General features: G+C 65.9%; 8 protein-coding genes. 3 read left to right on the top strand and 5 right to left on the bottom strand.

Going from position 1 to position 12,702, the window contains the following annotated elements:
* Positions 1-9: 9 nt before the first annotated feature.
* The 3 genes from E3N85_RS01045 to E3N85_RS01035 form a co-directional block, all read right to left on the bottom strand.
* Positions 10-603: a histidine phosphatase family protein gene (locus E3N85_RS01045; protein ID WP_241978239.1), complete on the bottom strand. Its 594-nt coding sequence runs from the start codon at positions 601-603 to the stop codon at positions 10-12.
* Positions 600-1,922, bottom strand: coding sequence for a glycosyltransferase 87 family protein (locus E3N85_RS16625; protein ID WP_134458524.1), 1,323 nt, complete (start codon positions 1,920-1,922; stop codon positions 600-602). Before E3N85_RS16625 ends, E3N85_RS01045 begins: the two co-directional genes overlap by 4 nt.
* Positions 1,923-1,998: 76 nt before the next feature.
* Positions 1,999-5,433, bottom strand: a complete 3,435-nt coding sequence (locus E3N85_RS01035; RefSeq protein WP_134458523.1) for a DEAD/DEAH box helicase — start codon at positions 5,431-5,433, stop codon at positions 1,999-2,001.
* Between the two features lie 280 nt (positions 5,434-5,713).
* On the opposite strand from E3N85_RS01035, the gene E3N85_RS01030 reads away from it, so the two are divergent.
* The 3 genes from E3N85_RS01030 (at position 5,714) to E3N85_RS01020 (ending at position 9,793) form a co-directional block, all read left to right on the top strand.
* On the top strand, positions 5,714-7,894 hold the full coding sequence (locus E3N85_RS01030) for an ATP-dependent Clp protease ATP-binding subunit (protein ID WP_134458521.1): 2,181 nt from the start codon (positions 5,714-5,716) through the stop codon (positions 7,892-7,894).
* Positions 7,895-7,957: 63 nt separating this feature from the next.
* On the top strand, positions 7,958-9,007 hold the full coding sequence (locus E3N85_RS01025) for a zinc-dependent alcohol dehydrogenase family protein (RefSeq protein WP_134458519.1): 1,050 nt from the start codon (positions 7,958-7,960) through the stop codon (positions 9,005-9,007).
* 171 nt (positions 9,008-9,178) lie between these two features.
* Positions 9,179-9,793, top strand: coding sequence for a hypothetical protein (locus tag E3N85_RS01020; protein WP_134458517.1), 615 nt, complete (start codon positions 9,179-9,181; stop codon positions 9,791-9,793).
* Here E3N85_RS01020 and E3N85_RS01015 read toward each other — a convergent pair.
* The gene (locus E3N85_RS01015; RefSeq protein WP_134458515.1) at positions 9,790-11,475 is read right to left on the bottom strand and encodes a long-chain-fatty-acid--CoA ligase; all 1,686 of its coding nucleotides are present in this window, start codon (positions 11,473-11,475) and stop codon (positions 9,790-9,792) included. The genes E3N85_RS01020 and E3N85_RS01015 overlap by 4 nt on opposite strands.
* Positions 11,472-12,536, bottom strand: a complete 1,065-nt coding sequence (locus E3N85_RS01010) for a low specificity L-threonine aldolase (protein WP_241978238.1) — start codon at positions 12,534-12,536, stop codon at positions 11,472-11,474. The genes E3N85_RS01015 and E3N85_RS01010 overlap by 4 nt, the downstream gene beginning before the upstream one ends.
* Positions 12,537-12,702: the final 166 nt, after the last annotated feature.

The raw sequence follows: 12,702 nt of genomic DNA, 5'->3' as shown, positions 1-12,702 counted from the left end.
CGCTTTGGCTCAGGCGCGCACGAGCGGCTGGCCGTTGAGCACGTCGAGCTGCCAGGCAGCCCCGCCATCGGCGTGCGCGTGGTGGTGCTGCACGAGGTTGAGCGAAGCGTTACTGATGCTGCCGATGGGCTGGTCCAGGGCGTTTTCGAGGCTCAATCGGATGAGCGTGCCGTGCGCGACCACAATGATACGGGCCCCCGGGTGCTCGCGGGCGAGCTCGCGCAGGGCGTCGATGCCGCGCGCCGCGACCGTCTCTTCGGTCTCGGCACCGTGAAATCCGCCGGGAAAACGCAGGGCATCAAGTTCAGCGCCCGCGCACAAGCCCTCGGCTGGCCCGTAGTCGCGCTCGATCAGTGTGGGGAGGCGGCGGGCCACGTTGAGCCCAAGCCGTTCGCCGATCAGGTCAGCGGTTTCGGCCGCCCGCGATAACGGCGAAGAGACGATGAAATCCCAGTCGTAGCGGGAGAGGGAGGCGACGGCATCCGTTGCCTGACCGCGCCCGATGTCGTTGAGGGGGATGTCGGTGGCACCCTGAATGCGCGCTGCGGCGTTCCAATCGGTTTGGCCGTGGCGAATGAGGGCGAAGGTTGTCGTCGTGGTCACGTGTCTATTCTGCCTTGGCCGACTGGGAGTGTGCGGCGGCCCACGATCAGGGCGTCTCGCCGCGGCGCAGGCCTGGCCAATCGCGCGAGGTTCGTGACGGACCAGCCGAACAGCACGACGAGCAGAGCATTGCGCACGGTGAGCAGCAGGAGTGAGAACAGGTCGCCGTCGATGAGCGGCAGGTAGAAAATGGGGAAGATCAGCGTGGTCAGGCCCGCGATGGCCAGCATCAGCATGGCCGGCACGCGCCATGCTGCCCAGCTGCGGCCGACGCCGACCGCGACGACCGGCACCAGCCACAGCATGTATTGCGGCGATCCGACCTTGTTGAAGACGATGAATGCACCAACCAGGGCGAGCGCGCCGAGCAGCAGCAGCTGGCCGGCATCCGCTCGCCGACGTTGGGCCAGGAGCATGAGCACGAAGATCACCGCGATAGCGCCGAACATGACGGGCGTCATCAGGGCGGCGACCAGATCGGTGCCGGGGCCGCTCACCTCGCGAGTGGCTATCGAATAGTTTTCGTAGATGACCGTGCCGCGATGGCCGAGCGAGGCCAACCACACCCACGGGGTTGTGATGGGTGCCTCGAGCTGCAGTGCTCGGTCGGACTGTTCGGTGACGAATCCGGTGAGATAGCGAACACCGCCCAGCAGCCAAACGGATGCCGCCACCCCGGCCGAGACGACCGCTCCGGTGAGCACCACCGTACGTCGGCGGGGCGACGCGGTGACCACCGCGAGGAACACGGCGGCCGGCCAGACCTTGATCCAGGTGGCGAGGGTCAGCACGATCGCGGCGACGACTGGTCGGCGTGCCAGCAGTACGAGCCCGACGATGACGAGTGGTGCCGTGAGTCCTTCCAGCCGTAGCAGCCCGACCGGGCTCAGCAGGAATGACGCGAGCAGCCAGTACCAGGCTGACTTGTAGCCGCTGCGGCGACGTCCCCAATCGGTGAGTGCCCCCACAGCAACCGCGTTCAGCGCGGTCGTCATGAGCAACCAGAGCAGTTGGTAGAGCAGCGGGCCAGCGATGCCCGCGAGCACGATCGGAAGCAGGGCCCCGATCGGGTAGACCCAGACGGTGTCGATGCCCTGCCAGACGCCGTGCTCCAGTCCGAGCTCGGCCCAGGTGCGGTAGAGCGGAAGGTCGCCGAGCGCCCTGCCCGTGAGGATGGTCGGGAGCAGGGCGAACAGGAACAGTGCGTGCAGACCGAGAAAACCGAGCGCGAGGGTGCGTGGGCGTTGCAGCGTGAGGCGCCGAGCCGGGGTGAGTGCCCGCGCCAGGCGGGCATCGACCCGATCGAGAATGGTGGACATAGGACCGTTTCTGCAGCGTGCACGGAGGTGCCGGTGCGTGCAGTCTAGGGGTGTTACATGAAATGTCGGTGTCGCCTCAAGCAAGGAGCTCTCGGATGTCGGCGGCGGTCAGGGCGGTGCCCTGCGGTGCACCGTCGGTCATGACGCTTTCGAACAGGCGGGCCTTGGTGGCTTTGAGGGCCATGACCTTCTGTTCGATCGTGTCCTTGGACACCAGACGGTACACCATGACGTTCTTGGTTTGGCCGATCCGGTGCACGCGGTCCACGGCCTGCGCCTCGGTCGCCGGGTTCCACCAGGGGTCGAGCAGAATGACGTAGTCAGCTTCGGTGAGGTTGAGGCCGAATCCGCCGGCCTTGAGGCTGATCAGAAAGACGGAACTCGAGCCCTCTTTGAAGTCGCTGATGGCCTTGGCGCGGTTGCGGGTCTTGCCGTCGAGGTAGGAATAGCTGATTCCGGCCGCATCGAGCCGGTCGCGCGCCTTGCCGAGGTACTGGGTGAACTGGCTGAAGATGAGGGTGCGGTGGCCCTCGGCGACGGTGTCTTCGAGCAGCTCCAGCAGCGCGTCGAGCTTGGTCGAGGGGATGGCGTCATACTTCTTGTCGTAGAGGCTCGCGTCCAGGCTGAGCTGGCGCAGCATGGTGAGTGAGCGAAAGATCTCGAACCGGTTTGCGTTCATGTCATCGATCAGGCCGAGAACTTTTTGGCGTTCGCGGGCGAGGTGCATGTCGTAGACCTTGCGGTGCCGGGGGTGCAGGTCGAGTTCGAGCACCTGCTCCTGCTTCTCGGGCAGGTCGCTGGCCACCTCGGCCTTGGTGCGCCGCAGCATGAAGGGACGGATGCGGCGGCGCAGCTGCGCAAGCCGGTCGGCGTCGGCATCCGTTTCAATGGGTTTGCGGTAGTAGTCCGCGAAGCGGCTGGGGCTCGGGAACAGGCCGGGCGCCGTGATGGAGAGCAGTGACCACAGTTCCATCAGGTTGTTTTCCATCGGGGTGCCGGTGATGGCGAGCTTGAACGGGGTACGCAGGCGGCGGGCGCAGACGTGCGCCTTGCTCTGGTGGTTCTTCACGAACTGGGCCTCGTCGAGCAGGAGCCCGGCCCAGTCGTGAGCGTTGTACTCCTCGAAGTCGAGGCGGAAGAGCGTGTATGAGGTGATCACGACATCCGCTTCCCCCATCACGTCAGGCAGGCTGGAGCCGCGCTTGCCGGCGGTCTGGGTGATGGCGACCGTCGCCAGGGCCGGTGCGAACCGGGCACACTCCGTGGCCCAGTTGGAGACGACGCTCGTCGGGGCGACGACGAGGAACGGCTTGCGGGCCGTACCGGGCTCGGCGCGCTGGCTGTCGCGGGCGTGGGCGATCAGGGCGATCGCCTGGAGCGTCTTGCCGAGGCCCATATCGTCGGCGAGCACGCCGCCGAGCTGGTGGTCGTAGAGAAAGCTGAGCCAGTCGAATCCGGTCTGCTGGTAGGCGCGCAGGGTGGCGTGCACGGCGGGCGGGAGCGGGCGTTCGGCGAGGGGAGCGGCCTCCGCCAGACCCTGAAGGGCGGCGAGGCCCTCGACGGCGCTGCGCCAGGTGGCGGCCTGTTCGGCGACAACACCGAGCAGCTGAAGTTCGTCCCAGAGGTCGGCCTGAAAACGGCTTAGGCCGAGCGTACCGGCGTTGCTCTCTTGCAGACCGCGCGCCTCTTCGATCAGGCGTCGGAGCTGCTGCAGCTCGGGCCGGTCGAGGCTGAAATAGGTGCCGCTGTCCAGGATCATCAGGTCCTGGTCGGTGGCCAGCGCGCGAAAGAGGTCGTCGAAGGGAATGTCTTCGCCCTCGATCGTCACGGTGACGGCGAGGTCGAACCAGTCGCGGGTATCGGTACTTTCGGAGGTGGCGAGACTGATCACGGGCGCTTCGTCGGCTTCGCGGTAGCTCGGGGCGTCGGCCGAGACCTGCACGACGATGCCGGCAGCTTCGAGCAGCGGCAGGGCCTGGCCGAGGAAGTTGATCATGACGGCGCCCTGCAGCTCGGAGTGCTCCAGTAGCCGGGCCTCGCTGAGTGGGGTGGCGGACTGCCAGAGCCCAGCGAACGACGCGACCTCGTGTTCGACGGTACGCAGGGTGGCGCTTTCGCGAGTCGGATCGCGAAAGCGCGTGTCGCCCGGGGCCGAACGCAGGGGGTGACGGTCGAGCACGGCGGTGGACTCGGCCTGGTCCGTGTCGGCGGGTGCGACGTACTGCCACTCCCAGGCCAGGGTGATGCGCGCATCCGTTTGGTGGGTGATCGTGAGGGCCAGCTGCGGCCGGGCCGTCTGCGGCAGCTCGAACGACGCGTCGTGGCTGGTCAGGACTAGTTTCTGCTGCAGAAAGGGGTAGAAGTCAGCGAGGAATGCCGCTTCGTCGTCGGCCGGGATATCAAAGCCGCCGGTCACGGCCAGGGCGCGGATCTCGGAGTTCACCGGTGCATTCAACGGAGCGAGGGTGAGCTGCCGGCCGGTTGCGAGCGGGTCGGCGGGGCGGGCGAAAGTGTACGCGCCGTGCGCCGGATCGCCGATGAAACCAAATTCGGCGCCGCGGTGCAGCTGCTCGTTCAGCACGAGCAGCGGGGTCAGCTGCAAGCCGTCGGCGTCGCGTCGGATGTCGACCTCGAGCGAGGCCGGCGTGGGCGAGAGGAGAACGGGATTCTGGGCATCCGTTACACAGACCAGCGGCAGACCGCTCAGCTGGGCCTCGTGCAGGAGGTCCCAGAGGGCCTTGTTCTCGAAGTTGTCGAGGTAGAGCCAGTGGTCGGTGTAGCTGTAGTAGCGCTGCCCGGTCGCCGAGAGGGCGTAGAGGGCGTTGAGAATTTTGCGGTGGCCGCGATTGTAGGTGCCCGGGGTCCAGGACAGGTTGTCCCAGGTGAGGGAACCGCGGATCCACTTGCCTTTCTTGCCCATGATCATGGGGCGGGCGCCGAGACGGCGGGGTCCCGTGCGTCGGTTAGGGCTGTAAGCGGGGTCGAGCAGGTCGAACTGCAGCGCGAGCGCCGTGCTGGTGGTCGCCTCGCCGGCGCTGGGTTTGGCGATCGGGGCCAGGGCCGCGCGCCAGGCGGGTACCGGCGGGCGGATGGGGATGACGGGCGCCGGCGTGGACGGTTGGTAGGCGGCCGGCACGAAGGTCGACTCGAACACGGGGGTGCGGCGATCGCCGATGGCGCGCACGTGGGAGGTGCCGCGCGCAGCGTCCAACTCTGCCGGGGTGCTCCGGCTGGCCAGCAGCAGCGCGGCGACGTGCTTGCAGTTGCTGCCCATGGGGCAGGTGCAGGTTCCACTGGCCCGGACCGCTTGGCCGGCGGCATTCAGTGTGAACGAGACGAGCACCGTGTACGGCTGCGGGCTACTGCCGCTGACGCGACCGGTGAGATGTGTTCCCGACGGGGCCCAGGACTGTTCGGTGACGTGCCCGTTGCGAGCGTACCGTTCACCGCGCGAGAATGACTGGCTGCCAACGATGCGGGCGATCTCATGAGTGCTGAGGGAATGGGCCATAGGTATGGGAGCTCCGTAAGAAAATAGGACCAACCTCCATTGTCTCACGGGAGGCTGCCCGGCCCCGCTCTGATCCCGGCACTCTGGGGGCACGTGTCGGAGACGGTGGCACTCCTAGCCAGGGGTGCCCCGACCTCTGACGAGTGCCGCGACAACGGTGGATGACTAGTGTCAGCCGCATGTGGCAGACGAGGTGTTCAGCCCTCGAATATTCGACGCCGAGGAGATGGCCGGGGTACTAAACTTGAGTCCACAAGGCTCAGGTTTAGAGGAGATAGCGATGCAAGCCGGTCAGCGACCACCGCAACAAAACGCTCAGACGGCCCTCGAACTGTATGGGGTGAACCTCACCGATATCGCCCGCAGCGGCAAGCTCGACCCGGTGATCGGTCGGGATGCCGAAATTCGTCGGATCAGCCAGGTGCTCACCCGACGCACCAAGAATAACCCCGTGCTCATCGGCGAACCCGGGGTGGGCAAGACCGCCGTGGTGGAGGGTTTAGCCCAGCGGATCGTGGCCGGAGACGTGGCCGACTCGCTCAAAGACAAGCAGCTGGTCTCGCTCGACCTGGCCGCACTCGTGGCCGGCGCCAAGTATCGCGGCGAGTTCGAGGAGCGGCTCAAGGCCGTGCTCAAGCAGATCAACGACGCCGATGGACAGATCATCACCTTCGTCGACGAGCTCCACACCCTGATGGGGGCGGGCGGCGGCGAAGGCTCCGTTGCGGCCAGCAACATGCTCAAGCCCATGCTCGCCCGCGGCGAACTGCGCCTGATCGGTGCCACGACCCTCAATGAGTACCGCGAATTCATCGAAAAGGATGCCGCGCTCGAGCGCCGCTTTCAGCCGGTGCTCGTCGACGAACCGTCAGTGGAAGACACCGTCGCTATTCTGCGCGGGCTCAAGGAACGGTACGAGGCCCACCACAAGGTGACGATTGCCGATTCTGCCCTCGTGGCCGCAGCATCCCTCTCAAACCGTTATATCACCGCCCGCCAGCTGCCCGACAAAGCGATCGACCTCATCGACGAGGCCGCCAGCCGGCTGCGCATGGAGATCGACTCCTCGCCGGTCGAGATCGACGAGTTGCGGCGCAGTGTCGACCGCCTCAAGCTCGAAGAGCTCGCGTTGAAGAAGGAGAAAGACGACGCCTCGAAGGCACGGTTGGTGAAACTGCGCAGCGACCTCACGGAGCGCCAGGCCACCCTCAAGGAGTTGCAGGCGCGCTGGAACAGCGAGCGAGCCTCGCTCAACCGGGTCGGCGAGCTGCGCGAGCGGCTCGACACCGCCCGGATCGAATCCGACCGGGCACAGCGTGAGGGCAACCTGGAGAAGGCGTCGCGGCTGCTCTACGGCGACATTCCAGTGATGGAACGGGCGCTCGCCGACGCCGAGAAAGAAGAATCCGTCGGCCCGCGCATGGTCAACGACCAGGTGACGAGTGAGGACATCGCCGCTGTGGTCGCCGCTTGGACAGGCATTCCGGTCGGTCGCCTGTTGCAGGGCGAAACGGATAAATTGTTGAACCTTGAAAATGAGCTCGGCCACCGCCTGATCGGCCAGAAGCGCGCCGTGCGCGCGGTCGCTGATGCCGTGCGGCGCAGCCGGGCCGGCATCTCCGACCCCGATCGGCCGACCGGATCGTTTCTGTTCCTCGGCCCGACCGGGGTGGGTAAGACCGAGCTGGCCAAGGCGCTCGCCGAGTTTCTGTTCGACGACGAAAAAGCCATGGTGCGTATCGACATGAGCGAGTACGGCGAGAAGTTCTCGGTGTCACGCTTGGTGGGAGCGCCGCCGGGCTACGTCGGCTACGAGCAGGGCGGGCAGCTGACCGAGGCCGTGCGGCGTCGGCCCTACTCGGTGATTCTGTTCGATGAGGTGGAGAAGGCGCACCCCGAGGTATTCGACGTGCTGCTGCAGGTGCTCGACGATGGCCGGCTCACCGACGGCCAGGGCCGCACGGTGGACTTTCGCAACACCATCCTCGTGCTCACGTCAAACCTCGGGTCGCAGTTTCTGGTCGATCCGACCCTGTCAGTCGACCAGAAGGAGTCGGCCGTGCAACAGCTCGTGCGGCAAGCGTTCAAACCCGAATTCGTCAACCGGCTCGACGATATCGTCGTGTTTTCCTCGCTCACCACGGAGGAGCTCGGCGAGATCGTCGAGCTCGATGTCGACCGAATGCAGAGGCGTCTCACCGAGCGTCGGCTCGAGCTCGCCGTGACGCCGGATGCCCGCCGCTGGCTGGCCGAGCGCGGATACGACCCGATCTACGGTGCACGTCCGTTGCGGCGCCTGATGCAGCGCGAGATCGACGACCGCCTGGCGCGGGCACTGCTGGCCGGCGACATCCGGGACGGCGACACGGTGCTCGTCTCGCTCGCCGCCGACAGAGACTCGCTCACCGTCGCATCCGCTCCCGCGCTCGTGGCCGACCCCTCGGGGGACGATCTGCTGTAGGACATCAAGCGAGGGATATAAACACGGAGGGAGGATTCAGGGTTCCCGGGCTACGCTGCACCAATGCGTGCAACTGTGATTTACGGCGAACGGGATGTCCGCCTCGAAAAAGTGCCCGACCCTGTGCTGTCGACCGGTGGCGATGCCATTGTGCGAGTGGTCGCGGCCTGCGTTTGCGGGTCGGACCTATGGCCGTACCGCGGTGTGTCGCCAACGACGGAGCCACACCGCATTGGTCATGAGTTCGTCGGCATCGTCGAAGAAATCGGCTCTGACGTGTCCACCATCAAGGTGGGTGACTTCGTTATCGCACCCTTTTACGATTGCGACAGCACCTGCATCAACTGCCGCAACGGTGTGAGCTTCTCCTGCCTCCATGGCGGTCCGTGGGGTGAGAATGACGAAATGGGTGCTTTCGCCGACGGCGCCCAAGGTGAGCGAGTGCGTGTTCCCCACGCTGACGGTTCGCTCGTAGCGACGCCCGAGGTGCCCGATGACGCTCTGATTCCGGGACTCTTGTCCCTCTCCGATGTCATGGGCACCGGACACCACGCGGCCGTCTCTGCCGGCGTCACCGTCGGCAGTACCGTCGTTGTCGTCGGGGACGGAGCCGTCGGGCTCTGCGCCATTCTCGCGAGCAAGCGACTCGGCGCAAGCCGCATCGTTGCCATGTCCCGTCACGCGGACCGCCAAGCTGTGGCCCGCGAATTCGGTGCAACAGACATCATTGAAGAACGTGGCGATGAGGGTGTTGCCGCCGTGCAGGCCCTGTTCGACGGAATCGGCGCCGACTTCGTGCTCGAATGCGTCGGCACGAAGGAATCCATGGACCAGGCCATCCGGTCGACACGGCCCGGGGGAATGGTCGGCTATGTCGGCGTGCCCAACGGCGGTGCTGAGCTGCCGATTCGCTCGCTGTTCGCACGCAACGTCGGCGTGAACGGCGGTGTCGCATCCGTTCGGAACTATGTCGACGAGCTTCTGCCCGAAGTTCTCTCCGGTCAGATCAACCCCGGCCGGGTCTTCGACCTGGAGCTTCCTCTGTCCGAGGTAGCCGAAGCCTACGCCGCGATGGACGAACGCCGAGCCATCAAGGTCTTGCTGCGCCCCTAAACCTCCCGTGAGAGCGCCGATAGTGCCCGTTTGGCTTGTGCAAACGGGCACTTCGTGCGCTCTCGGGCGAGTAGGGTGGCACGAAACCTCGGGGAGTTGATTTTTGTGAAATCTCGCGCAACGGGCATTCCGCGTTCGGCCAGGGGGCGCTGTGCACGGCGCCGTTTGGTCATGGCCGTTCCGATTCTGCTGGTGGTATTGACCGGCTGCAGTGCCTTCTTTCCAGAGAATGTGACCCCGACGGCATCCGTGTCGAGCCCGGCACCGGTTGCCTGCAGCCAACAGGATGCGCAACTGACCTGGCATCCGATGCAGGATGCGGAGCCGGCCGCGCTCGGCCACCGGGAACTCACCGTCACCGCGGACGCCAGTGAGTCTGCGGTGGACACCGAGCTCCCGTACAACTCCAGCCTGGTCAGCGACACTTTGCGATCACGCGACTATTTCACGCCCGACTGGATCGACTTCCTGCTGTCGGAGTTCGCACGAACCGGACAGACCGAGATGACCGACCTTGGCCATCCGCGGGCAGACTTTGAGGCGGCCAAACCGTCCGTTCCGCTGGTCGGCGTCACTATCATCGGCTTTCAAACGGGCCAGATTCAGGTCGCGTTCGATCTGCGCTGCGCTGGGGATGACGTCGGCTCTGGCCTGCTGACCACGGGTGGAAACGGATTGTACGCAACCGTGCTGTTTTGCGGCGTTCCGATCACACCGATGCCAGCCGGCGAGGGGGAGAGTCTGTATCAGACGCAGCTACGGTCCTACTGTCCCAACCACAATTAGCGGCCCTGCAACCGATTGCGCACCTCGCGGCGCAGCACCTTGCCGAGCAGGCTGCGCGGCAGGTCGTCCACCTCGACGATGCGCCGCGGCACCTTGTAGGCCGACAGCCGGGTGCGGCAGTACTCACGCACCGCGGCCACGTCGAGTTCGGCGCCGGACCGAAGCACCACGACCGCCACGACGTCTTCGCCGCCGTTCGGGCTCGGCAGCCCGACCGTGGCCGCGTCGTTGATGTCGGGGTGCGACAACAGAGTCTCTTCGACCTCGGACGGCGACACGTTGAAACCGCCGGTGATGATGAGTTCCTTCAGGCGGTCGACGATGGTGATGAAGCCGTCGGCCGAGACCCGCACGATGTCGCCGGTGCGCAGCCAGCCACCGGGGAGCAGTACCTCGGCGCTCTCGCTCGGGCGGTCCCAGTAACCGGAGAAGACCTGCGGACCGGCTACGAGTAGCTCGCCCTCCTCGTCGAAGCCGCGCTCGATCGTGGGGTCTTCCGGGTCGACCACACGAATGTCGGTGCTTGGAAACGGCACACCGACCGTTCCGGGGCGACGGCTCGGGCCGATCGGGTTGCCGGCGACGATCGGTGACGCCTCGGTCATGCCGTAGCCCTCGACCAGCAGCCCGCCGGTGGCCTTCTCCCACCGTTCCACGATGGAAACTGGCAGGTTTATGGCGCCTGAAATAGCAAAGCGGATGCCCGCGAGGTTCACCTTTTTCTTCGCTGCGGCCGAGACCAGGCGGTCGTAGATCGGCGGTACCGCCGGCAAAAAGGTGGGCGGTGCGTGCTTGGCCGCGTCGAGTACGAGCTTTTCGTCGAACTTGGGAAACAGCACGAGACGGGCGCCGATGCTCATCGCGAAGGTGAGGCAGAGCGTGAGGCCGTAGGCGTGGAACATCGGCAGCACGCCGTAGACGGTTTCGTCACCGGGTCGAAGACCCGCGACCCAGGCCGAGCCCTGCGCGGCGTTGGCGCGCAGGTTGTAATGGCTCAAAATGGCGCCCTTGGGGGTGCCGGTCGTGCCGCTCGTGTACTGCAGCACTGCGGTGTCGCTGAGCAGCGGTCGTTGGTGTGAGGGGTGCAGCTTGCGGGCGCCAACAATCGACTCCCAGGTGATCGCGCCCTGTCCGGGGCCCGCGGTAAGGGAGGTGCGAGCGTCCTTGGCCTTCTTGATCGGCAGCTTGAGCGCCAGCCGTTTCGAGAACGGCATTGCGCGGGTGAGGTCGACCGTGACGACATCCGCTACCCCCATGTCTTTGGGAAAAGCGCGGACCGCCTCGTAGACCTTGTCCCAGACGATCGCGACGCGGGCGCCGTGGTCTTCGAACTGGTGGCGCAGCTCCCGGTCGGTGTAGAGCGGATTGTGCTCGACCACGATGGCGCCGAGGCGCAGCACCGCGTAAAACGCCACCACGTGCTGTGGGCAGTTCGGCAGCACGAGAGCCACCCGGTCGCCCGGGGTCACGCCGAGTTTGCGCAAGCCGTTCGCGGCCCGGGAGATCTGTTCTCCGAGCTCGGCGTAGGTAGTGCTGGAGCCGAAGAAGTCCAGTGCGACGGCCGGCGCAAACCGTTCGGCCGAGGTCTCCATCATGTCGGTGAGGGTCTCGGTGGTCTCGGCGATCGTGCCGGGAACGCCGGGGGCGTACGAGGCGAGCCACGGCCGGTTCGTGAAGGTCACGACAGCTCCCGGGTGATCGCTGCCACGAACTGATCGATGTCGTCCTCGGTGGTGTCGAAGCCGCACATCCAGCGCACCTCGTTCTTGGTGGCATCCCAGTCGTAGAACCGAAAGGAGTCGCGCAACCGGTCGGCGACGCCAGCGGGCAGGGTGGCGAAGATGGCGTTGGCCTGCGTGGCCTGGCTGAAAGCCAGCCCGGTGATGGTGCCCTGGGCGATTGCACTTTCGAGCGCGTCGCGCAGCCGGGCAGCCATCGCATTGGAGTGGGAGGCGTTCCGTAACCACAGGTCCCCGTCGAGCAGCGCGATGAGCTGCGCCGAGACGAAACGCATCTTGCTGGAGAGCTGCATGTTCGACTTGCGCAGAAATTTCAGGCCGGTGGATGCTGCGGGGTTGAGTACCACGATGCACTCACCGAGCATCATGCCGTTCTTGGTGCCGCCGAAGCTGAGCACATCGACGCCGGCATCGCGGGTGAAGGCACGCAACGGAAGCCCGAGGCTGGCGGCGGCGTTGGAAATGCGGGCGCCGTCCATGTGTAGCGTCATTCCCTTGGAGTGCGCGTGATCGGCGATCGCGCGCACCTCGTCCACCGTGTAGGCGGTGCCGAGTTCGGTGGTCTGGGTAATGGCCACGACGAGCGGCTGCGCGCGGTGCTCATCGCCCCAGCCCCAGGCCTCCTGGTCGATGAGTTCGGGGGTGAGCTTGCCGTCGGGGGTGACCACCGGCAGCAGCTTGAAGCCGCCGACGTGCTCGGGGGCGCCGCCCTCGTCGTTGTGAATGTGTGCGGTGGCTGTACAGATCACGGCGCCCCAGCGCGGCAGCATCGACTGCAGGCCGGTGACGTTGGCGCCGGTGCCGTTGAACACCGGAAAAGCTTCGACGCCCTCGCCGAACTGTCGGGCGAAGACCTCCTGCAGCCGGGCCGTGTAGACGTCTTCGCCGTAGGCGATCTGGTGAGCGCCGTTGGCCTGGACAATCGCCTCCAGAATTTCCGGATGAATTCCGGAGTAGTTGTCGGAGGCGAAACCGCGGTCGCGTAGATCATGGAGTGGGGTCACCCCTCCATCCTCCCGCATCCGGCTGGGCGATTCGGGCTCCAGACATTCTTTCGCGATTCGTTGCGCATCGACACCTCGAGTACGAGCAACCTCTCCGGTCCATGGCCGGTTCATCATTCGTTTGCCGGACGGACACAGAGTGCCGATAAACCGTAAAGCGATACGC

Source organism: Cryobacterium sp. Hz9 (genome assembly GCF_004402825.1).
GTDB lineage: Bacteria > Actinomycetota > Actinomycetes > Actinomycetales > Microbacteriaceae > Cryobacterium > Cryobacterium gelidum.
Note: the sequence above shows the minus strand (reverse complement) of the source record. Positions and strands in the feature narration are given on the sequence as shown.